The organism is Ralstonia sp. OTU4908, from assembly GCF_038440115.1.
GTDB classification, from domain to species: domain Bacteria; phylum Pseudomonadota; class Gammaproteobacteria; order Burkholderiales; family Burkholderiaceae; genus Ralstonia; species Ralstonia pickettii.
Genome location: NZ_JASATD010000004.1, coordinates 24496 through 46952 on the forward strand (window position 1 = coordinate 24496; position 22457 = coordinate 46952).

The 22457-nt window shown below is 65.8% G+C and carries 21 protein-coding genes; 11 read left to right on the forward strand and 10 right to left on the reverse strand.

Annotated elements, in window-relative coordinates; genetic code table 11:
• Positions 1-10: 10 nt before the first annotated feature.
• The 8 genes from trbE to AAHM38_RS05065 are packed head-to-tail and all read left to right on the forward strand — an operon-like array spanning position 11 to position 8086.
• Entirely contained in the window at positions 11-2464 is a 2454-nt protein-coding gene (gene trbE / locus AAHM38_RS05030; RefSeq protein ID WP_009523293.1) for a conjugal transfer protein TrbE, read from the forward strand.
• Positions 2461-3186 (forward strand): P-type conjugative transfer protein TrbJ, encoded by a 726-nt coding sequence (gene trbJ / locus AAHM38_RS05035; protein ID WP_009523294.1) that lies wholly within the window; start codon positions 2461-2463, stop codon positions 3184-3186. Before trbE ends, trbJ begins: the two co-directional genes overlap by 4 nt.
• 11 nt (positions 3187-3197) lie before the next feature.
• On the forward strand, positions 3198-3521 hold the full coding sequence (locus AAHM38_RS05040) for an EexN family lipoprotein (protein ID WP_009523295.1): 324 nt from the start codon (positions 3198-3200) through the stop codon (positions 3519-3521).
• On the forward strand, positions 3518-4882 hold the full coding sequence (gene trbL, locus AAHM38_RS05045; RefSeq protein WP_024537619.1) for a P-type conjugative transfer protein TrbL: 1365 nt from the start codon (positions 3518-3520) through the stop codon (positions 4880-4882). Before AAHM38_RS05040 ends, trbL begins: the two co-directional genes overlap by 4 nt.
• A gap of 18 nt (positions 4883-4900) precedes the next feature.
• On the forward strand, positions 4901-5605 hold the full coding sequence (trbF, locus tag AAHM38_RS05050; protein ID WP_024537618.1) for a conjugal transfer protein TrbF: 705 nt from the start codon (positions 4901-4903) through the stop codon (positions 5603-5605).
• Positions 5602-6582, forward strand: coding sequence for a P-type conjugative transfer protein TrbG (gene trbG / locus AAHM38_RS05055; protein ID WP_103519348.1), 981 nt, complete (start codon positions 5602-5604; stop codon positions 6580-6582). The genes trbF and trbG overlap by 4 nt, the downstream gene beginning before the upstream one ends.
• A gap of 2 nt (positions 6583-6584) precedes the next feature.
• Positions 6585-7844, forward strand: a complete 1260-nt coding sequence (locus AAHM38_RS05060) for a TrbI/VirB10 family protein (protein WP_038212420.1) — start codon at positions 6585-6587, stop codon at positions 7842-7844.
• Positions 7841-8086 carry a DUF2274 domain-containing protein gene (locus tag AAHM38_RS05065; protein ID WP_038212423.1) on the forward strand — a complete coding sequence of 82 codons (246 nt, stop codon included), beginning with the start codon at positions 7841-7843 and terminating at the stop codon, positions 8084-8086. Before AAHM38_RS05060 ends, AAHM38_RS05065 begins: the two co-directional genes overlap by 4 nt.
• Before the next feature lie 321 nt (positions 8087-8407).
• On the opposite strand, the gene araH is transcribed toward AAHM38_RS05065, so the two are convergent.
• The 6 genes from araH to AAHM38_RS05095 all read right to left on the reverse strand — a co-directional run bounded on the left by araH (position 8408) and on the right by AAHM38_RS05095 (position 15837).
• Complete coding sequence (araH, locus tag AAHM38_RS05070; protein WP_012762914.1) at positions 8408-9418, reverse strand: L-arabinose ABC transporter permease AraH; 1011 nt, start codon at positions 9416-9418, stop codon at positions 8408-8410.
• Between the two features lie 33 nt (positions 9419-9451).
• Positions 9452-10981 carry an L-arabinose ABC transporter ATP-binding protein AraG gene (gene araG / locus AAHM38_RS05075; protein ID WP_012762913.1) on the reverse strand — a complete coding sequence of 510 codons (1530 nt, stop codon included), beginning with the start codon at positions 10979-10981 and terminating at the stop codon, positions 9452-9454.
• Positions 10982-11133: 152 nt separating this feature from the next.
• Positions 11134-12138 carry an arabinose ABC transporter substrate-binding protein gene (locus AAHM38_RS05080; RefSeq protein WP_012762912.1) on the reverse strand — a complete coding sequence of 335 codons (1005 nt, stop codon included), beginning with the start codon at positions 12136-12138 and terminating at the stop codon, positions 11134-11136.
• A 53-nt stretch (positions 12139-12191) separates the two neighbouring features.
• The gene (locus tag AAHM38_RS05085) at positions 12192-13130 is read right to left on the reverse strand and encodes a Gfo/Idh/MocA family protein (protein WP_012762911.1); all 939 of its coding nucleotides are present in this window, start codon (positions 13128-13130) and stop codon (positions 12192-12194) included.
• Positions 13131-13132: 2 nt separating this feature from the next.
• Positions 13133-14074: a dihydrodipicolinate synthase family protein gene (locus tag AAHM38_RS05090; RefSeq protein ID WP_012762910.1), complete on the reverse strand. Its 942-nt coding sequence runs from the start codon at positions 14072-14074 to the stop codon at positions 13133-13135.
• 26 nt (positions 14075-14100) lie between these two features.
• Positions 14101-15837, reverse strand: coding sequence for an IlvD/Edd family dehydratase (locus AAHM38_RS05095; RefSeq protein ID WP_012762909.1), 1737 nt, complete (start codon positions 15835-15837; stop codon positions 14101-14103).
• A gap of 200 nt (positions 15838-16037) precedes the next feature.
• Between AAHM38_RS05095 and AAHM38_RS05100 the strand changes: the two genes are divergently transcribed.
• Complete coding sequence (locus AAHM38_RS05100; protein ID WP_012762908.1) at positions 16038-16982, forward strand: LysR family transcriptional regulator; 945 nt, start codon at positions 16038-16040, stop codon at positions 16980-16982.
• A gap of 55 nt (positions 16983-17037) precedes the next feature.
• Here AAHM38_RS05100 and AAHM38_RS05105 read toward each other — a convergent pair whose 3' ends face one another.
• The 4 genes from AAHM38_RS05105 to gcvA form a co-directional block, all read right to left on the reverse strand.
• On the reverse strand, positions 17038-17637 hold the full coding sequence (locus tag AAHM38_RS05105; RefSeq protein WP_012762907.1) for a YidB family protein: 600 nt from the start codon (positions 17635-17637) through the stop codon (positions 17038-17040).
• A gap of 93 nt (positions 17638-17730) precedes the next feature.
• Entirely contained in the window at positions 17731-18480 is a 750-nt protein-coding gene (locus AAHM38_RS05110; RefSeq protein ID WP_012762906.1) for a 16S rRNA (uracil(1498)-N(3))-methyltransferase, read from the reverse strand.
• A gap of 50 nt (positions 18481-18530) precedes the next feature.
• Entirely contained in the window at positions 18531-18950 is a 420-nt protein-coding gene (locus AAHM38_RS05115) for a VOC family protein (RefSeq protein ID WP_012762905.1), read from the reverse strand.
• 77 nt (positions 18951-19027) lie between these two features.
• Positions 19028-19954, reverse strand: coding sequence for a transcriptional regulator GcvA (gene gcvA, locus AAHM38_RS05120; RefSeq protein ID WP_009241523.1), 927 nt, complete (start codon positions 19952-19954; stop codon positions 19028-19030).
• A 175-nt stretch (positions 19955-20129) separates the two neighbouring features.
• Here gcvA and AAHM38_RS05125 point away from each other — a divergent pair, with 175 nt between their 5' ends.
• Complete coding sequence (locus tag AAHM38_RS05125; RefSeq protein ID WP_012762904.1) at positions 20130-21206, forward strand: porin; 1077 nt, start codon at positions 20130-20132, stop codon at positions 21204-21206.
• Between the two features lie 174 nt (positions 21207-21380).
• Positions 21381-22394 carry a 2-dehydro-3-deoxygalactonokinase gene (locus AAHM38_RS05130; protein ID WP_012762903.1) on the forward strand — a complete coding sequence of 338 codons (1014 nt, stop codon included), beginning with the start codon at positions 21381-21383 and terminating at the stop codon, positions 22392-22394.
• Positions 22395-22457 lie beyond the last annotated feature (63 nt).

Genomic DNA, 22457 nt, shown 5'->3' on the forward strand with positions numbered 1-22457 from the left:
GGGGAATGCCATGCTGAACCTTGCCGAATATCGCCAGCGCCCGGCCTTGCTGGCTGACTGGTTGCCCTGGGCCGGGCTGATCGCACCGGGCGTCGTCTTGAACAAGGACGGCAGTTTCCAGCGCACGGCCCGGTTTCGCGGGCCTGACCTCGACAGCGCGACGCAAGGCGAGTTGATCGCCACGTCGGCGCGCTTGAACAACGCGCTGCGCCGCCTGGGTTCGGGCTGGGCACTGTTCATCGAGGCCGAGCGCCGCGCCGCCGCCGACTATCCGCACTCGGCGTTCCCCGAGCCGCTGTCGTGGCTGGTGGACGAGGAACGCCGGGCCACATTCGAGGACTCGGGCAATCACTTCGAGAGCGGCTATCACCTGACGCTGGTGTACCTGCCGCCCGAGGAATCGCACGCCCGCGCGGCGGGGATGCTGTACGAGAACCGGCCTACCGACGGCGTGGACTGGCGCGAGCGGCTGCAAGCTTTCGCCGCAGAAACGGATCGCATCTTTGACCTGCTCGACGGCGTGATGCCGGAAATCGCCTGGCTGGATGACAGCCAGACGCTGACCTACCTGCACGCCACCATTTCGACGCGGCGCTACCGCGTCGGCGTGCCCGAAGTGCCGTTCCACATCGACGCGCTGCTGACCGACTCCGCACTTGTCGGTGGCTTGGCGCCCATGCTGGGCGACCGGCACCTGCGCGTGGTGTCGGTGCGGGGATTTCCGCCCTCGACCTGGCCGGGGATTCTGGACGACCTCAACCGGCTTGGATTTGCCTATCGCTGGTCAACCCGGTTCCTGTGCCTCGACAAAGCCGAAGCGGAAAAGGAACTCGTCCGCCTGCGTCGCCAGTGGTTTGCGAAAAGGAAGAACGTCATCGCGCTGCTGCGCGAAACGATCTTACAGCAAGAAAGCCCGCTGGTCGATACCGACGCGAGCAACAAGGCCACCGACGCCGATGCCGCCTTGCAGGAGCTGGGCAGCGATCAAGTCGCCTTCGGCTATCTCACCGCCACGGTTACAGTGCTCGATGCCGACCCGGCCGTGGCCGACGAGAAGTTGCGGATGGTGGAGCGGGCCATCCAAGGGCGCGGGTTCGTGACGATCCCTGAAACCTTGAACGCCGTGGATGCGTGGCTGTCCTCGCTCCCCGGCAATGCCTACGCCAATGTGCGCCAGCCCATCGTCTCGACGCTGAACCTGGCGCACATGATGCCGGTGTCGGCGGTATGGGCCGGCCCCGAACGCAATGCCCATCTTGACGGCCCGCCGCTGATCGTCACGCGCACCGATGGCGCCACGCCGTTCCGGCTGGTGACGCACATCGGCGACGTGGGCCACACGTTGGTCGCAGGCCCGACCGGCATGGGCAAGTCGGTCTTGCTCGCCACCCTGGCGATGCAATTCCGTCGCTATCGCGGCTCGCGCATCTTCGCCTTCGACATGGGCCGCTCGATGCGCGCCACCATCCTGGGCCTGGGCGGCGAGCACTACGACCTCGGGATGGATGGCGAAATCGCTTTCCAGCCCTTGGCTCGTATCGACCGCGAGGGCTACCGCACCTGGGTGGCAGAGTGGATCGAAGGCCGCTTGCGGCATGAGGGCGTGGTCGTCGGCCCCGAAGAGAAGGCCGCCATCTGGTCGGCGCTCGGCAGCCTCGCCGGTGCGCCGGTGGAGCAGCGCACGATGACGGGGCTGTCCGTGCTGCTGCAATCGAACACGCTGCGGCAGGCGTTGTCGCCTTATGTGCTGGGCGGTGCCCACGGCAAGCTGCTGGACGCCGACCATGACCGGCTCGGCATGGCCGACGTGCAGTGCTTCGAGATGGAGGAGCTGATGCACAGCAAGGCCGCCGTCATGGCGGTGCTGCATTACCTCTTTGCGCGCTTCGATGAACGCTTCGACGGGGCGCCCACGCTGCTGATCCTCGATGAAGCGTGGCTGTTCCTCGATGACCCGGTGTTTGCCGCGCGTATCCGCCAGTGGCTCAAGACGCTCAGGAAAAAGAACGTCAGCGTCATCTTCGCCACGCAGAGCCTTGCCGACATCAAGGATTCGAGCATCGCGCCCGCGATCATCGAGAGCTGCGCGAGTCGCATCTTCCTGCCGAACCCGCAGGCCACCGAGCCGCAGATTCGCACGATCTACGAGGGCTTCGGCCTCAACAGGCGGCAGATCGAGATCGTCGCCACCGCGCAGCCCAAGCGCGACTACTACTACCAATCGCGCCTCGGCAATCGCCTGTTCGACCTCGACCTGGGGCCGGCGGCGCTGGCCTTCGCGGGCGCGTCCACGCCGCAAGACCAGCGCGACATGGACGCGGTGCTGGCCGACGCCGGCGTGCCCGGCTTCGCGGGCGCCTGGCTGCGCCATCGCGGCCTCGATTGGGCGGCCGACCTGCTGCCCTCGTTCCCCGGCCTCGCGCCGGGTTCCCTCGCTGACCAACCCCTGGAGAACCAGCCATGAAGAAACGTCTCATCGCCGCCGCCATCGCGGCCATGCTTTGCACCGCCACCGCCCATGCGCAATGGGTCGTGATCGACCCCACGAACCTCGTGCAGAACACGCTGACCGCGATCCGCACGCTGGAGCAGATCAACAACCAGATCCAGCAGCTCCAGAACGAAGCGCAGATGCTGATGAACCAGGCGCGCAACCTCGCCAGCCTGCCGTCCAGCGTGGTCGGCCAGTTGCGCGCCAATCTGGCGACCACACAGCGGCTGATCGCCCAGGCCAGAGGACTGGCCTACGACGTGACGAATCTGGATCGGGAGTTCCAGCGCCTGTATCCCGAGCAATATGCCGCTACCGTCAGCGGCAACCAGATGTACCGCGACGCGCAGGAGCGCTGGAAGAACACGCTCAACGGCTTGCAGACCACCATGCAGATGCAGGCCCAGGCGTCGCAGAACCTGAGCGACGACGAAGGCGTGCTGGCCGACCTCGTGGGCAAGAGCCAATCGGCCGTGGGCGCCTTGCAGGCCATGCAAGCCACCAATCAGCTTCTGGCTTTGCAGGCCAAGCAGTCCATCCAAACGCAACGCCTGAGCATCACCCAGGATCGCGCCGCGTCGCTGGAGTTGGCGCGGCAGGCTGCCGCCGTGGAGCGAGGCCGCGAGGTGAACCGGCGTTTCCTGGGTGAAGGTACGCCGTACACGCCGCAGACCGTCGATTTCTACGGCCGGTGACAGGTGTTGCCATGACCCGCGCGCCTGCTTTCTGCGGTCTCGTGCTCTTGCTGGCCGGTTGCGGCCAGCAGGAGGTGCCTTCGGTCGATGCACTCTCGGCCCATCCGGCGCGGCTGCGCTTGCTCAAGGAGCAATGCCGCGCGGGTCAGCTCGACGGCGCGTTATGCGCGCAGGTGGTCAAGGCCGACCTGCGCCGCTTTTTCTCCGGCAAGGCCGGGCCTGATGAGTACCGGACGCTGGCCGAATTGCCGCCGATTCCGGCCAGCTTCGATGAACCCACCGAAGACGGCGAGGCGGTGGCAGCGGCCTTGCCGGGGCAGGAGGACTCGCCATGAATGACATTTCGATCATTGATCGCTTCCTCGATGTGTTCTCGCGCTACATCGACTCGGGCTTCGGCCTGCTGCACGGGGAGGTGGCGTTCCTCACAGCCACGCTGATCGTCATCGACATGACGCTCGCCGGGCTGTTCTGGGCCATGAGCCATGCCAGCGGCCAGGGCGAGGACGTGATCGCCAAGCTGATCCGCAAGGTGCTGTACGTCGGTGCCTTCGCCTACATCATCGGCAACTTCAACACCTTGGCGAGCATCGTGTTCCGCTCGTTCGCCGGGCTGGGCCTGACGGCCAGCGGCTCGACCCTGAGCATGGGTAACTTCTTGCAGCCGGGACGGCTCGCCAAAGTGGGCATCGACGCCGGGGCGCCCATTCTTGAGCAGATCAAGGAGATGGCGGGCTTCCCCGAGGTGTTCATTCACATCATGCCCATCGTCGTGCTGTTCTTCGCATGGATGGTGGTCATCGTCAGCTTCTTCGTGCTGGCGGTGCAGCTTTTCGTGACGCTGATCGAGTTCAAGCTGACCACGCTGGCGGGCTTCGTGCTGGTGCCGTTCGCCCTCTGGAACAAGACGGCATTCCTGGCCGAGAAGGTCTTGGGCAACGTGGTGTCGTCGGGCATCAAGGTGCTGGTACTGGCCGTCATCGTCGGTATCGGCTCGGGGCTGTTCTCCGAGTTCAACATCCCGGCAGGTTCGGAGCCTTCGATCGACCGGGCGCTGGTCATCATGCTGGTCTCGCTGTCCATGCTGGCCCTGGGCATCTTCGGGCCGGGCATTGCGACCGGGCTGGTGTCCGGCGGCCCGCAGCTTGGCGCGGGCGCGATGGCCGGTGCTGCCATCGGCGCAGCCGGAACCGCCGTTGCGGTCGGCGCTGCTGCTACGGGTGTCGGCGGCGCCGTGGCGGCCGGAGCGCGTATGGCGCCCGCAGCCGCCAAAGCAGGGGTCAGTGGCGCCCGTTCGATGGCATCGACCGCCAGCAGCGCCAAGTCGGCCTATCAGGCGGGCTCCGCTTCGGCCGGTGGCGGCCTCCAGGGCGCCGCCGCCGGTGTGGGCAATGTCGCCAAGACTGGCGCGCAGGCAGCCGGGCAGAAGGTGGCCCAAGGCGCACGCTCGATGAAGGAGCGCGTCGCCGCCGCCTTCCGGCCTGATGACGCCGGATCGGCGTCGGGGGACAGTGCCGCACGGGCTGCGAGCGAATCTCCCGTCACAGCCCCATCCACCGCACAACCCGCTTGGGCCAAGCGCCTGCACCGCAGGCAGCAGCTCACCCATGCCGCCACGACCGCCGCCCACACGCTGCGCGGCGGCGACGGCGGCAGCTCCAGCCAGGGGCCAAGCCTGCGTGATTCCGATTCCTGATCTTCAAGGAGAACCCTCATGCGATTCAAAAGACCGCAGGTGCGCTACGCCGATACGCCGCAGCCTGCCACCCCCTACCAATCCGCCGCGCAGGTCTGGGACGACCGTATCGGCTCGGCCCGCGTGCAGGCCAAGAACTGGCGCTTCATGGCCTTTGGCTGCCTCACGTTGGCCGTGCTGATGGCGGGCGGGCTGGTCTGGCGCTCGGCGCAGTCCATCGTCACGCCCTACGTTATCGAGGTGGACAACGCGGGCCAGGTGCGCGCGGTCGGTGAAGCCGCTACGCCGTATCGGCCCAGCGATGCCCAGGTGGCCTATCACCTGGGCCGCTTCATCGGCCTGGTGCGCTCGCTGTCCATCGACCCCATCGTGGTGCGGCAGAACTGGCTGGATGCCTACGACTACACCACTGACAAGGGCGCCGTGGTGCTCAACGAGTACGCCCGCGTGAACGATCCGTTCGCGCGCATCGGCAAGGAGTCGGTGACGGTGCAGATCACCAGCGTGACCCGCGCCAGCGACACGTCTTTCAACGTGCGCTGGACGGAGACGCGCTTTGTCAATGGCGCGCTGGATCGCACCGAACGCTGGAACGCCGTGGTTTCCATCGTGCAGCAGACGCCGCGCACCGAGCAGCGCGTGCGCAAGAACCCTCTGGGTATCTACGTCAACGGGCTGTCGTGGAGCCGCGAACTGGAAGGAAACGAAGGAGCAAAGCCATGAATGATCTTTTCCGTAAATCCGCCTTGCCGATCATGTTGCTTGCCCTCGCGGGCTGCGCCACGCAGGGCAAGCCGCCGCCGTCCATTTCGCTCGATGAGCCGGCGCAGGCGCAGCCGCTGCCGGAGCCGCCTGCGCCTGTGGAAGTGGTGGCCGTGCCGCAGGTGCTGCCGATGCCGGCGCAGATGAAACCTGTGCCGGATGCCAAGCCCACGCCGGAACCCGCCGATGAAACCGTGCGTGTGTCCCGCGCCAACGCCGAGGCGCGCATTGCGCCCACGCGCGAGGGCTACGTCAACGCGATCCAGGTCTGGCCCTTCACCGATGGCGCGCTGTATCAGGTCTATGCGGCCGTGGGCCGCGTGACGGTGATCGCGCTCCAGCCCGGCGAGGAACTGGTGACGGTGGCCGCTGGCGATACCGTGCGCTGGATCGTCGGGGACACATCGAGCGGCAGCGCTGACGCGCTGCGCGTCAATGTGATGGTCAAACCGATCCGCTCGGGCCTGAAGACCAATCTCGTCATCACGACCAGCCGGCGCACCTATCTGCTGGAGCTGACCTCTACCGAAAAGACGTGGATGGCGTCGGTGTCCTGGGAGTACCCGAAGGACAAGATGCTGGCCTTGCAGCGCCAGGCGCAGGCGGCCAGCGCCGCCGCGCCGGTCGATGCCGGGCTGTCGTTGGAGAAGATCCGGTTCCGCTATGCGGTCAGCGGCAGCAATCCGCCTTGGAAGCCGCTGCGCGCCTTCGATGACGGCGAGAAGGTCTATATCCAGTTTCCGCCGGGCATCGCCCAAGGCGAACTGCCGCCGCTGTTCGTCATCGGCGCCCAGGGCGATGGGCAACTGGTGAATTACCGCTTCCGCTCGCCGTACTACATCGTGGATCGCCTGTTCGGCGCGGCCGAGTTGCGCCTGGGCGGTGACAAGGGCGATGTGGTTCGGATCGAGCGCACGGACGGAACGCGGAGGAACTGACCATGAGCCAGGACGACTCCCCTGATCTTGCGGCGCAGGCGGGCAAGGTCGCGCCCGAGGCGGTGGCGCTGCGCGCCCAGCCGCGCCCGGTAACGCGCCTGAACCGGCGCACCTTGGCCATGCTCACCGGCGGCCTGTCGGTCGCCGTGCTGGGAGCCACGATCTGGTCATTGCAGTCACATCGGCGCGGCGCAGGCGAGCGGACCGAGCTGTACAACGTCGATCGCGTGTCGAAGTCTGAAGGGCTGGATGGCTTGCCCTCCGACTACTCCAAGCTGCCGAAGGTGCCGGAGCTGGGGCCGCCGCTGCCCGGCGACCTTGGCCCGGCCATCGTGAAGTCGCAGCAGCCGGTGACGCCGACCTATGCGCCACCGGGTCATGACCCGGAGGATGCGCGGCGCAAGGAGGCCGAAGCAGCCGCAGCCTCGTCGGTGTTTTTCCGCTCAGGCACTCCCGGCAAGACCGCAGCGCCAGCGACCGCGCAAGCAGCTGGCCCGGCATCGGCCTTGGCGGGCTTCGACCCGCTGGCCGCTGGCCCGGCCTCGACGGCGGCCCAGCCTGCCGACCCAACCGCCGTGCAGAACCGGCAAAACCAGAAAGAGGCTTTCCTGAAAGGCGCCTCTACGGAAACCCGTAATTCCACCAGTCTGCAAATGCCGTCCTCGCCGTATCAGGTCATGGCGGGAACGGTGATCGCCGGTGCGCTGGTGACGGGCATCAAGTCTGATTTGCCGGGCGACGTGATCGCCACGGTGACGGAGCCGGTCTACGACACGGCGACGGGCAAGTTCCTGCTGATCCCGCAGGGATCGCGCATCCTGGGCAAGTACAACAGCCAGGTGAGCTACGGGCAAAGCCGCGTGCAGGTGGTGTGGAACCGAATCATCCTGCCGGACACGTCTTCGCTGAAGCTCGACAACCTCGCGGGCACCGATCCGGCCGGCTATGCCGGCCTGGAGGATGGTGTCGATTGGCACTGGGATCGCGTCTTTGCCGGTGCGGCGCTGACCACATTGCTGGGCGTGGGTGCCGAGCTGGCCGCGCCGGAGAACCGGCAGAACGGCAACCGCATCGTGATCGCTGGGCGCGACAGCGCACAAGACAGCATCAACCAGGTGGGCCAGGAGATGACCAGGCGCAACATGAACATCCAGCCGACTTTGACGGAGCGGCCGGGCCTGCCGGTGCGGATCATCGTCAACCGCGATCTGGTGCTGCGACCGTACCAGCCAATGTTCTTCAACCGGGGAGCAATGCGATGAACACCACCAAGAAGCTGCGGCTCGGGCCGCTTCCCAAGACTGAGAGCACGAAGCTCACGTTCTCGTGCCCGGCCAGCCTCAAGGCCGACCTCGACTGCTACGCCGCGCTGCACGCTCAAGCGTATGGCGAGGTGGTCGATGCCATGACGCTGATTCCGTACATGCTGGAAGCCTTCATGGCGGGGGACAGGGGATTCAGGAAGGGCTCGGCGATACGGAGCGCGCCAACGAAACCGGCCTGATGGCGTCGCGTGCCATCCAACGGCATTCATCGAACGCGCAGCCTTCGGCTGCGCGTTCTTCGTTCTGGATGCTGCGAAGCCACTTGGGCTATCATGGTGCGACAAGCCCGCCGCCTCCCGGCAATCCAGCACGACCAAGTGCGATCCGGCTTTCTCTCCCGACGCTCTTATGTGGCACCTAGCCCACGACGCAGCAGTCACTTCAAGTGGCCCAAAACAGAGCTAACCTATTGCCCTGCTTATGATTTCAAACCCTGGAAATTCCGGGCCAGGGCTTGACATGAGCAATTTTTTGTTGCCGTGTAAAAGCCGAGTGGCGTGTCAGCTTGCCCGCTTGTTGCGGCGAATCCGGTCAAACCACACCGCCAGCAGAAGAATGCCGCCGCGGATCAGGTACTGATAGAACGTCGGCACGTTCATCAGGCTCATTGCGTTCTGCACCGAGCCCATGATGAGAACGCCGACCAGCACACCGGATACGGTCGCCACCCCGCCCGTGAGCGACACCCCGCCCAGCACGCAGGCCGAGATCACGCCCAGCTCAAGCCCGACCGACGTTTTGGGATCGCCCAGGCTCATGCGTGAGGCCAGCATCACGCCGGCAAAGCCCGTCACCAGGCCCTGCAGGACGAACACGGCGATCTTGATGCGCGTGACGGGCAGGCCGGCAAGCAGCGCGGCCTCTTCATTGCCCCCGACGGCGAGCACGTTCTTGCCGAATACCGTCTTCTTGAGCAGGAAACCGAACGCCGCGAAGCCGACGATGTTGCTCCAGATCGGGTACGAGATGCCGAGGAATGACCCGCCGCCCAGGTCGAAGAAGCGCTCTTCGGAAATCATCACCGCGTCGCCGTTGGAGGTGATGAAGGCGAGGCCGCGTACGACTTCCATCATGGCCAGCGTGACGATCAGCGAGTTGATCTGGTAGCGCGCCACCAGCACGCCGTTGACGAGCCCGACCAGGCCGCCCGCCAATACGCCGGCTCCGACGCCAAGCACCACGCTATGGGTTGCGGTGATGAGGGTCGACGCCACCACGCCGGCGAACGCGACGATGGAGGCGACGGACAAGTCCACTTCGCCGAGTGCGAGCACGAACATCATCGTGACCGAGATGGAGCCGATCAAGGTGACGGAGAGCAGCAGGCCCTGGATGTTGCGGCTGCTGATGAAGCCCGGCACCGTGAACGCCAGCGCGGTGAACAGCAGGACGAACACCATGACGATGCCAGATCGGTTGACCAGTTCCCACGTGAGGGCGGCGCGGCTGGGGATGCCCGGGGCCGCCATTGGGGGGCCGCCCGGCACGGATTCGGTGGATGGCGTTTGCATAGGATCGGTTTCCATGAGGGCGTGATGCGCACGCTAGCGTGGCAGCGCGAGTTTGATGAGGGTGTCGGGCGAGGCGTGCTCTCTGGGCAGGTCGCCGACGATGCGGCCCTGCTTCATGACGAGCACGCGGTCGGAAATGCCGATGACTTCCGCCAGATCGCTCGACACCACGATGACAGTGCGACCGGCCTGGGCGAGCCCATAAAGCAGGCTGTAGATTTCGCTGCGGGCGCCGACGTCGATGCCGCGCGTGGGTTCGTCCATCAGGAAGACGTCGATGTCATCCGCCAGCCAGCGCGAGAGGATCACCTTCTGCTGATTGCCGCCCGAGAGCTTGCCGATCGGCGTTTCACCATTGCGTGTCTTGATGGCAAGCTTGTCGATGAAAGACTGGGTGGTCTGCGTTTCCTGCCGGTTGTTCAACACGCTGAAGCGGCTGAAGTGGCGCCGGCAACTGATATTCAGGTTATCCGAGACCGAGGCGATGGCGACGATGCCTTCCTGCTTGCGGTCTTCCGGGCAGAGCGCGACACCCGCGCGCACCGCATCGCGCGGCGTGTTGAACTGGACGCGCTTGCCGTTGAGGCGAATCTCGCCTGCTGTGGGTTTGATCGCGCCATAGAGCAGCTTCATCAGCTCCGAGCGCCCCGCGCCCACCAGCCCGAAGAAGCCGACGATTTCGCCTGCATGCGCGCGGAACGATGCGGGTTCGCTCAAGCCGGGTCCCATCAGGCCGCGCACGTCGACCTTCACGCTGCCGAGCGGGCGCGGCTTGTAGCCGTACACGTCCTGGATCGAGCGGCCGACCATGCAGCGGATCAGCCGTTCGCGGTCGAGGTTGGCGCCGGCGTTGAACGTGTCGATGTGCCGGCCGTCGCGGAATACGGTTACGCGGTCGCACAGCTCGTACACCTCTTCCATGCGGTGCGTGACGTAGATGACCGCGCGGCCCTCGGCCTTGAGTGCGCGAATGATGCGGAACAACTGCGTCGTCTCGCGCGAGGAGAGCGAACTCGTGGGTTCGTCGAACGCGATCACGCGCGCGTCGCGCATCAGCGCCTTGCCGATCTCGATCATCTGGCGCTGGCCGATCGACAGATGCTTGACGGGCTGGGCCGGATCGAGCCTTTCGCCCAGCCGTTCGAGTTCACGCAGCGCGCGGGCGATCAGCGTCTTCTCGTCGAGCACACCAAAGCGGTTGGGCAGCGCGCCGAGCATCAGGTTTTCTGCCACCGTCAGTTCCGGCACGAGGTGCAGTTCCTGATAGATGATCGCGATGCCCGCCGCAATGGCCGCGCGCGTGTTCGTGAACTGCTGCGGCAAGCCGTCCAGCGACAGCGTGCCGGCCTCCGGCTGGTTGACGCCCGACAACACCTTGAGCAGCGTCGACTTGCCTGCGCCGTTCTCGCCCATCAGGCCGTGAACCTCGCCGCGGCGGATGTCGAGCGATACATGGTCGAGCGCCAGCACGCCAGGAAAGCGCACGGTGATGCCGTCGAGCTTCAGATAGGCGGCAGCGGAAGCGTCGGGCGGACCGCTCGCATCAAGTGATTGGACTGTCATCGATTGCCTTTTTTTCGCTGGCCTTGGCGCTGAACCGGTTCACGGTCCGTAGCGAGCGGCCCGAGGTTGGCCTGAGAAGCGCAGTCGTACATGGGTACGGCGAGCATCGCAAGGTCAAGTTCGAGCCGCGCAGTAGGATCGTGAGCCGGTTCTCAAATGCCCAGTTCCTTGCGCACCTCTTGCCAATTGCCGCGCACCATCAGCTTGCCGGTGGTTTGCGTATCGGCCGGCGGCTGCTTGCCGGTCTTGATCCAATCGACGAGGTTTGCAGCGCTCTCCTTGCCGTGGTTGGTCGAGCTGACGGCAATCGTGCCGAAGAAGCCGGTCTGCTCCTTCTTCTGGAATTCGGCAAACGCCTCGCCGGCACCGTTGATGCCGACGCCGATCACATCGGCTGCCGGAATGTGCAGCTGCTCGGTGGCGCGCACGCCGCCCAGCACGCTCTCTTCATTGAGCGCGAAGATCACCCACTTCTTGATGCCTGCATGCTGTGCCAGCACCGGCGACGCGGCATTGAAGCCACCTGCGTCGTCGGTGGTCTTTTGCGGCGCGTCGAAGATGTTTTCTTTCTTGAAGCCGCCGGCCAGCAGTGTCTGCGTCGCGCCGTCGGTACGCAGCTTGGCGGTCGGCAACTCATAGTTGGTGATGCGCAGCGCGCCCACTTCCTCGGGCTTCCAGCCGCGGCGCTTCATCTCGTCGGAAATCGCCTGGCCGACTTGGTTGCCGATCTTGAAGGCCGACATGCCCAGGTGCGGCACGTTGGCCAGCGGCTTGCCGGACGAGTCGACGAGCTGATCGTCGACCGTGACGAACTTCATGTTGTAGTGCTTGGCGCGTGCCGAGATGGCCGGGCCCAGGCGCACGTCGGGTGCGCAGATAACGAAGCCCTTGGCACCCTGCGCGCCCAGGTTGTCGATGGCGGACAGCACCTTTTCACCGTCGGGCGTGCCGATGTTCACCACCGAAAAGCCGTTCTTCTGACCAAGCTCGGTGGCGGCTTTCTGCTCGTTGATGAACCACGCCTGCTCGGGCATCTTGACCAGGAAGCCGATCTTGAGCGGCTCGTCGGCGTGGGCGGGCAGGCTGGCGGCCAGCGGCGCCAGGCACAGGGTGGCTGCCAGGGCGGACAGGGTCAGCCGGCGAAGTTTGCGTTGCATGGTTGTCTCCTCGTTGGAATGGCTCTTATGGCACTACGTGAGTCGGGCGTGCCTCATGGCACGAAGGGGTCAATCAGATGGCGCCGGCCGAGCAGCATGGCGTCGGCGACGTGCTGCAGCGGGCGGACATCGACATCGCTTCCGCCGCTTGCGATCAGCTCGAGAAAGCGCGCGTAGAGACTCGGGTATTCGCGTTCGGGGCCGACGTCGATCTCCGCGCCGTCGATGGCCAATTGCTTGCCGCCTTGGGCGAGCCGCAGCGTGCCGTCGCGCGTGGTCACGTCGATTTGCCAGAGCTCGCCTGCGTCATGGCGCCAGTCGAATTCAGCGTGGATCGGCGTGCCGGCCGCATCGGTGAATGCCAGGTGGGCGGCAATCGGCGTCTGCTGATTGGCGGGCACCCACAGGTCGGCCCCCGTCAGAAAGAACGCATGCGGCAGGACGCGCGTCAGGATCGACAGCGCGTTGATGCCGGGGTCGAACACGCCCAGGCCGCCCGGTTCCCAGATCCATGCCTGGTTGGGGTGCCAGCGGCGCACATCTTCTTTCCATTGCACGTTGACGGAGACGATGGCCCGGCGTGCAAGCCACTCGCGGGCGGCTTCGACACCGGGCGCGTGGCGCGAATGCCAGGACGCGAACAACGTGCAGCGATGCTCCCGTGCCAGTTCGGCAAGGAGCGCCACTTCCGACACGCTCGCGCCGGGAGGCTTCTCGAGCATCACGTGCTTGCCTGCCGCGAGGGCCGCGCGGGCCTGTGCAAACCGCACCTGTGGCGGCGTGCACAGCGAGACCGCCTGCAGCGCGGGTTCGTCTGCGAGCATGGCGTCGAGCGTCGTGTAGTGCGGCAGGCCGTCGACGCGTGAATGCGGGCTGGCGCAAGCCGCGAGCCTGAACCCGGGCTGTGCGGCAAGCGCCGGCAGATGCTGATCGCGCGCGATCTTGCCAACGCCGACGATCCCGATCGAAACCGGATGGAGTTCACCGTGCATGGCTATCGCCCCCAACGCAAGACGAGCGGGTCAAGCCGCCGGGCAATGTCGACGAGGCCCCGGCGCGTGTCCGGATGCATCGGCGGCAACGGATGGCGCGGCGCCTCGCAGGCGATCACGCCGCCTTCCTTCATCAACGCCTTGGCGGCCAGGATGCCGGCCTGCCGGTTCTCGTGATTGATGAGTGGCAGCCAACGTTGATACAGATCGAACGCGAGATCGTGCTGCCCTTTGGCGTGCGCCTCGATGATCGGCCGGATGCCGTCGGGATACGCGCCGCCGGTCATGCTGCCCGTGGCGCCGGCATCGAGATCCGCCAGCAGCGTGATGGCTTCTTCGCCGTCCCACGGGCCTTCGATGGCGTCGCCCCCAAGGCGGATCAGTTCCCGCAGCTTGGCCGCCGCACCCGGCGTTTCGATCTTGAAGTAGGCCACCTGCTCGATCTCGCGGGCCATGCGCGCGAGAAACGCCGCAGACAGCACCGTGCCGCTGGCCGGCGCATCCTGGATCATGATCGGAATACCGACGGCATCGGACACGCGCGCAAAGAACTCGTAGATCTGCGTTTCGGGCACGCGGAAGGTGGCGCCGTGGTAGGGCGGCATCACCATCAGCATGGCGGCGCCCATGTCCTGCGCACGGCGGCTGCGTTGCGCGCAGACCTGGGTGCTGTAGTGCGATGTGGTGACGATCACCGGCACGCGGCCTGCCACGTGTTCCAGCGCGGTGCGGGTGAGCACTTCGCGCTCGTCGTCGGACAGCGAGAACTGCTCGGAGAAATTCGCCAGGATGCACAGGCCATCGGAGCCTGCATCGATCATGAAATCGATCGCACGCTTCTGGCTGGCAAGGTCGAGTTCGCCAGTTTCCGTGAACGTGGTGGGCACCACCGGGAAGATGCCGCGATAGCGCGGTGCGTGCGCGGTGGGTTGATCAATCGGCAAAGCCAGTCTCCTACGCGTGTGTCGATTCAGTGCGAATGGCGCGGCACGGCGGCGCCACGGCAGCCGACCAGGAAATCGAGGTCGCAGCCCTCGTCCGCCTGCAATACGTGGTTGACGTACAGGCGCTGGTAGCCACCGCCTTCACCATGGGAGCGCGGCGCCTGATAGGCGGCCATGCGGCGCGCAAGTTCGGCGTCGTCGATGTCCAGGTGCAGCGTGCCGGCTTCGCAGTCGAGTTCGATCCAGTCGCCGTCCTGCACCGCGGCCAGCGGGCCGCCGGCCGCCGCTTCGGGCGCGACGTGCAGCACGACTGTTCCGTAGGCCGTGCCGCTCATGCGTGCGTCGGAAATGCGGACCATATCCTTCACGCCCTGGCGCAGCAGCTTGGGCGGCAGGCCCATGTTGCCCACCTCGGCCATGCCCGGGTAGCCCTTCGGCCCGCAGTTCTTCATCACCAGCACGGAGCTCGCATCCACGTCCAGCGCTTCATCGACGATGCGTTCCTTGTAGTGTTCGAGGTTTTCGAACACCACCGCTCGGCCGCGATGACGCAGCAATTCCGGACTGGCGGCCGATGGCTTGAGCACCGCACCGCGCGGCGCGAGGTTGCCGCGCAGCACGCGAATGCCGCCGTCGTTGATCAGCGGTTTGTTGAGCGGGCGGATGACTTCGTCGTCGGTGATAGGCGCGCCTTTGACGTTCTCCCACAGCGTCTTGCCGTTGACCGTCAACGCATCGGGGTGCGGCAGAAGCTTGGCCTCGCCAAGGCGGCGCAGCACGGCGGGCAGGCCGCCGGCGTAATAGAACTCCTCCATCAGGAAGCGTCCCGAGGGCATCAGGTCGACGATGGTCGGGGTGTCCCGGCCGATGCGCGACCAGTCTTCCAGCTCGAGCGGCACGCCGATGCGCCCCGCAATCGCCTTGAGGTGGATCACCGCGTTGGTGGAGCCGCCAATGGCCGCGTTGACGCGGATGGCGTTCTCGAACGCAGCGCGCGTGAGGATCTTGGACAGCGTCAGCCCTTGCAGCGCCATCTCGACGATGCGGATGCCTGACATGTGCGCAAGCACGTAGCGCCGCGCATCCACCGCCGGAATGGCCGCGTTGTGCGGCAGCGAGGTGCCGAGCGCTTCGGCCATGCATGCCATGGTGGACGCCGTGCCCATCGTGTTGCACGTGCCGGCCGAGCGCGACATCCCCGCCTCGGCGGACAGGAAGTGATGCAGGTCGATCTCACCCGCCTTGAGCGATTCGTGCAACTGCCACACCGCCGTGCCCGAGCCGATGTTCTTGCCGTCGAGCTTGCCGTTGAGCATCGGCCCGCCCGTCACGACGATGGCCGGCACGTCGCAGCTGGCCGCGCCCATCAGCAGGGCGGGTGTGGTCTTGTCGCAGCCGGTGAGCAGCACCACCGCGTCGATCGGGTTGCCGCGAATCGCCTCTTCCACATCCATGGCGGCGAGGTTGCGCGTGAGCATGGCGGTCGGGCGCAGGTTCGATTCGCCGTTGGAGAACACCGGAAACTCCACCGGAAAGCCGCCCGCCTCGTAAATGCCGCGCTTGACGTGCTCGGCCAGCTTGCGGAAATGCGCGTTGCACGGCGTCAGTTCCGACCAGGTATTGCAGATGCCGATGATCGGGCGGCCGTCGAATTCGTGGTCGGGGATGCCCTGGTTCTTCATCCAGCTTCGGTACATGAAGCCGTTCTTATCGGCGGTGCCGAACCATTGGGCCGAGCGCAGCTTGGGTTTCGATTCCGACATGGGTGCGTGTGTCACGGACGTGGTTGTCGATGCGCGCGCGTCAACCGGCAGCGCAGCACTTGCAGGGCGCGCGGCACGTCCGTTGTCTCCGGTGTGGTTGTGGTTTTTTGATCGGACCGAGTGTACGGAGCGCCCTGATATCCTTCCAATGAAATATTGGCCGTGACCGATATCCGATTTGATATCTCGAGGAAGACCCGATGTCGAACAGCCCCTGGTATGTCCGTGCGCGCCTGAAGACGCGACAACTGTTGTTGCTGATCGCCCTGGCCGAGGAGGGCAACATCCATCGGGCGGCCGCTGCGCTCAACATGACGCAGCCCGCCGCGTCCAAGCTGCTGCGCGAGCTGGAAGCCATGCTGGATGTGCAGCTGTTCGAACGCATGCCGCGCGGCATGCGGCCCACGCGCTATGGCGATGCGCTGATCCGGCACGCGCGCGCAGTCGTCGGCAGCCTGGATCAGGCGCAGGAGGAAGTACTCGGCCTCAAGGCCGGCCACCTGGGGCACGTGGCGGTGGGCACCATCACCTCGCCGGGCGTGCGGCTGTTGCCGCCGGTGGTGGCGCAGATCACGCGCGAGCATCCGGGGTTGCGGGTATCGCTCGAAATCGAAAGCAGCAACGTGCTGCTCGAACGCCTGGCGCAGGACAAGCTCGACCTGGTGGTCGGCAGGCTGTTTGCCGAGCACGACAAACTGCACCTGCGCTACGAGCCGCTGGCCGACGAGCCGGTGGTTGCGGTGGCGCGGCCGGGGCATCCGCTGCTGTCAGAACCGTCGCTGACGCTGGCCGATGTGCAGACAGCCACCTGGGTGGTGCCGCCTATCGGCAGTGTGCTGCGTCACCGGTTCGATCTGATGTTTCAACGGGAGAGCCTGACAGCGCCGTCCAGCGTGGTGGAAACTTCCGCGTTGCTCTTCCTGACGCGCATCCTGGAGCAGAGCGACATGTTGGCCGTGATCGGCACCGATGTCGCGCAGTACTACGCGTCGTACCGCATGCTGGCGATGCTTCCGTTGCCGATGCCATGCCAGATGGACGATTTTGGCATCATCACGCGCACCGACCGGTTGCTGTCTCCGGCTGCGCTGCATGTGGTGCAGGCCCTGCGCGACGCGGGTCGAACAGCCTACGGCGCGGCTTGATGGCCCTCGTAAAAAAGCCCGCAATTGCGGGCTTTTCTCTGTGCAGCGATGGCGTTCAGGCCGCCGGCACTGCGCCCTGCGGCGTGAGGTGGTTGACCGCTTCGGGCAGGCCTTCAGCGAGGTGGTTGGCGAGGTCGCCTTCGCTGATACCCAGGTGGGCGGCCAGTTTCGACACCTCCTCCAACGCACCTGTGCCGCTCAGTGCCTGCGTGATCTGCTCGCCCGACACCGGCAAGTTCTGACCATTGCCGATCCACGATTTCACCTGTTCGCCCAGACCGGCTTGTTCCAGGATCTGCTGCAGCGGCCCAATGCCACCCACCGCTGCCTGATCTGCATTACCGCTGCCGCCGCCCAGCAAGCCGCCGAGCAGACCGCCAAGGCCACCCGCTCCGCCAGCGCCGCCGAGCAAGCCGCCCAGCGCGCCGGCACCCCCTGCCGCACCCAGCAGGCCACCGAGCGAACCGAACAGGCCGCCGCCCTGTTCTTCCTGCCCCTGGGGCGCGGCCGCATCGCCCGCGCCTTGCGACTTGTGCTTCATCGCCAGATAGGCCAGCACGCCCACGGCCAGCAGCACCTTCTTGTTGCCCAGCAAGGACGATTGCGCGCCGCTGGCGTCGTTGCCGCCGCCGAGAATCGAATCGAGTAGACCCATGATGAAGCTCCTTTGGTCAATGGCGGGTATGGAGGGAAGGGCCCGCCGGTGGGATCAAACGGCCAGTAACGGTCAGTGTTTCGTCGTCAGAACTTAGAACTCGCCGAGCACGGCATGCAGCGCGGAGACGGCCACAAGCGCCGCCGATTCCGTTCTCAGAATACGTCGCCCGAGTGTCAGTGGTAAGAAACCCGCAGATTCGGCAAGCGCTTCTTCGTCGGGCGAAAGACCGCCTTCGGGGCCGATCAGCAGGACGATGCCGCTGCCTTCGATGCGCGTGCGCGACTGCACCGCCCACTGCGTAAGCGATTGCGTGCCACGCGGCGACAGCAACACGCGCGGCGCGTCGGTGGATCGGGCGGCGGCAAGCCATTCGCGCAGCGTGCTCACCGGTGCGACCGCCGGCACGCGGGCGCGGCCGCATTGCTCGCAGGCGGCTTGCACCAGTGCCTGCCAGTGCTGCACGCGCTTGGCGGCGCGCTCGCCAGAGAGGCGCACCACGGCGCGTTCGGTCTGTAGCGGGGTGACGGCATGCACGCCCAGCTCGACGGCCTTCTCGATCAACCAATCCATCTTGTCGCCACCGGCAATGCCTTGTGCCAACGTGATGGCGTAGCGCGCTTCGGTGTCGGGCTGCGTGGCGTCGGCAAGGCTGGCAGTGGCATCGCGCTTGTTGATGGCATCGAGCCGCGCGCGGAATTCGTGGCCCGAGCCATCGAACAGGCAGACGTCATCGCCAACGGCCAAGCGCAGCACGTGGATGTGGCGCGTGACAGCCTCGGGCAGTGTGACAGTGGTGTTGGGAGCGAGCGGCGTATCGACGAAAAAACGGGGAAGCCCCATTACAGCAATCCTTGTGGTGAATCGGGTAAGGCGATCAGGCGATGGCGCGATCAGGCCGCTGCGGGCCGGCAGGCGAGGCCCCAGCGATAGCCGTCGGGATCGCGCACGGCGGCATAGCGCTCGCCCCAGAAGGCATCGTGCGGCGCCATGATCGACGTGGCGCCCTGATCGAGCGCGTGCTGGTACGCGGTGTCGACGTCGTCGCAATACAGATGGAAGCTCTGCGGGCATTCGAAGCCCGCGCCGGCCGGGGCTTTTGCGGTGGAGCCGAAGACACCTTCGGGTGCAAACATCAGCATGAGTTGGCCCTGGTAGGTCATCTCGACGTGGATGGGGCGGCCATGGTCGTGCACCTCATCCTGCACGCCAAAGCCGAACGCGTTGCGATAGAAGGCGATGGCGGCCGATGCGTCACGCACGGTCAGGTACGGGACGAGCCACGGCGTGTTGGCGGGGCGGGGAAAGCTCATGGCGGGCTCCTTCTTCGGCGCAAGGCAACCAGGGACGGGTAGTGTAGAGCGCCGGCCGCACCACAATCAAAAAGAAATCAAAACACCTCGCCTGCCGCCGACTGGTTGCGCGGCCGCCCGCCGCTACGTGCCACTTCATCGACGAGCCATTGGCGGAACGGTGCAAAGCCTGCGTGCTCGGCCGCCTGGTGCGGGTGGATCAGGTAGTACGACAGGCGCAGCGAGGCTTCAGTCGCCAGCGGCCGCATCAGGCGTCCGGCGGCGATGTCGTATTCGACGAGGATGCCCTGGCCGAGCGCCACGCCCTGGCCGTCAATGGCGGCCTGCAGGGCCATCAGCGCCTCGGAAAACGCTGGGCCGCGCGTGGCGTCGATGTGCGCGACGCCGACTTCATCCAGCCATTGCCGCCACGTCGGATGGTGCGCGAGGTGCCGTCCGCCGCGCTCGTGTAGCAGCGTCTGTGCGGCGAGGTCCTGCGGCATCCGAATCGCGGCCTGCAGCGTGGCGTTGCATACCGGAAAGAAATCGGTGGAGGTGAACCACTCGACGCGCAGGTTCGGCGCGTTGACTTGGCGGTCGTCGATGCACAGATCGAACTGGCCGTGGTCCTGCACATCGGCGGTCGATACCTCCACGCGTACGTGGGGGTGCTGGTTGAAGAAGCGATACAGGCGCGGCACCAGCCACTTGGCGCCAAAGGTTGGCGGCACAGCCACGCGCAGGGGCGCATCGGCGGTGTCCATCAACAGGTCGGTGGCTTGTTCGAGCGCACGCAGGGCGTCCCGCACGCGGGGCAGGTAGTTGTCGCCCGCGTCCGTGAGCGTGAGCTGGTTGTTGCGGCGTGCGAAGAGCTTCTTGCCCAGATGGTCTTCGAGCTGCTTGATCTGGTGGCTGACGGCGGCGTTCGTTACGCAAAGCTCGTCTGCGGCCCGGCTGAAGCTCAGGTGTCGGCCCGCGACTTCAAAGACGCGCAATGCATTAAGGGGAGGGAGGCGCCGCGGCATGCGTTCTCGTTAAGAAAAATTTAACGTCCAACGAAGAATTTGTAGTTTGCCACGTTAAGGCGGCCCCGACTACAAATGCGCCTGGGGACGGTGACGATGCCTGGTGTGTGCCTCCAGCGATCTCAAACCGCGCGGCGCACCGGACCCCGCCTACAAAAACATTTCAGGAGACGTCATGAATCGAACCACCGCTGTTCGCGGGATGTCGGCGTGCGCGCTTGGGCTCACCTTCGCGCTCGCTGGCTGGACCGCTCCCGCCCTCGCACAAACCAGCGTCACGCTGTACGGCCGCGTCGCCAGCGGCATCGACTACCAGAACAACGTCGCCCCCACCGCGACCGCGCCGGGCGGCAGCCTCTGGCGCGCCGCCGACAACCAGTGGGGGACCAGCATGTTCGGGTTCATGGGCAAGGAGGATCTGGGCGGTGGTCTGCAGGCAGTATTCCGGCTCGAATCCGGCTTCGGCGCAGCCCAGGGCAAAACCAACGGCGATGCGCTGTTCAACCGCCGTTCGTACGTCGGCCTCTCAAGCCCCACCTGGGGCACGTTGACGGCCGGCAAGAACCTCTTCATCAGCAACGACGTCTGGTTCCTCGACCCGACCGGCCAGCAGTTCATCGGCTCGGCCACGCTCGTGCGCGGGCGCAACTGGCCGGGTGCCAACAACATCGTCGAATATCAAAGCCCGACCTGGGGCGGCTTCCAGATCGGTCTGCAGACCGGGCTGGGCGAGCAGCCGGGCTCCTTCACGAACAGCCGGCGCGATGGCGTATCCGCCGTCTACTCCGCCGGTCCGCTGGAAGTGCGCGCGATTTACGACGTGATCCGCGACGGCAACGGCAAGTTCAGCGACATCTTCAACTTCTCGAAGGAAGCGACCTTCGGCGGTACGTACACGATCGGCAAGGCGAAGCTGTTTGCGGTGTATGAAAACCTGTCGGCCCCCGACGCGGCAGCGGGCGCCCCGACCAAGGCCAACCATTATTGGCTGGGCATCAATTACGAACTCACGCCGGCGTTGACGCTCATCGGCGCGGCCTATCGCGTGAACGTGAACCACGGCGGCGGCAACGCCAACCTGTTCATGGCCGGCGCGAACTACAACCTGTCCAAGCGCACGATGCTGTACGCGAGCGTGGGCACCGTGCAGAACAGCGCCACCGCCAACTTCTCGGTGGAAGCGACCAACAACAACCCGGCCCCGGGCAAGAACCAGCTGGGTGCCTATACGGGTATCGTTCACTCGTTCTAAAAAACCGCTCATGATCGTGGTACGCACCCCCAGCTTGACCCCGCGACGCTGCTGTTTCCGGACGACGTCCTCATGAGCGGCGGCAGTGATCAAGTCAACCTGGGGCCGCCCGCTGCGGCTCATGGATGGTTTTAACCCGGGCCGTGTCCCAAGTCACACCAAGCAATGCCACGCATGAACATCCTCACCATCGATACCGGTACCACCAACACACGCGTCACGGTCTGGCGCGATGACGTTGCGCTCTGCCAGGCTGCGCGCCAGGTTGGCGTGCGCGATACCGCCATCACGGGCAACCGGACGACGCTGCAGCGCGGCGTGCAGGACACCATTGACGCTGCACTGCAGAAGGCCGGGTTCGGCATGGGCCAGGTCGACCTGGTGCTGGCGTCCGGCATGATCACCTCCAACGTCGGCCTGCATGAGGTCCCGCACCTGATGGCGCCGGCCGGCCTGCGCGACCTGGCTGCCGGGATGGTGCAGGCGAGCATCCCCGAGGTGTGCGCCCAGCCGATCTGGTTTGTGCCGGGCGTGCGCAATCCGGTGGACAACCTCGGCCTGCACAACATCGAGTCGATGGACATGATGCGCGGCGAAGAGGTCGAGACCATGGGTTTGGTCTCGCGCCTTGGCATCACGGAGCCGGCGGTGATCGTGCTGCCCGGGTCGCACTCGAAGTTCGTGCATCTGGACGCCGACCAGCGCATCACCGGCTGTGTGACCACGCTGGCCGGCGAGCTGCTCCACGTGATCACGCACAACACCATCCTGGCCGACGCGCTCGACTCGGACTTTGCCACCGAGGTCGATCCGGAAATGTTGCTGTCCGGCGCGCGCAGCGCCAGCAGCATCGGGCTGGGGCGCGCCTGCTTCATGGTGCGCACGCTGGGCCAGTTCACGATCTACGAGCGCAATGCGCGGGCCAACTTCCTGCTGGGCGCGGTGCTGGGCGCGGATCTGCTCACGCTGAAAAACAGCAGCGCGATCCGCATGAATCCGGGCACGCAGTTCGTCATCACGGGCAAGCCGCTGCTGCGCGAAGCGCTGGCCGTGCTGGTGTCGGACGACGATTTCTTCTCGGGCAAGGTCACCGTCACCAGCAGTGAACAGCAGGAGCACCTGGCCGGCAGCGGCGCGATCGCCATCGCACGCGAGCGCGGCCTGGTCAAAACCTTAAAGGTGGCGTGAGCCCGGCGCACACGTCATCCCTCTTTCATCCAACGCAGAACAGATGCCGCAATGACGGCATCG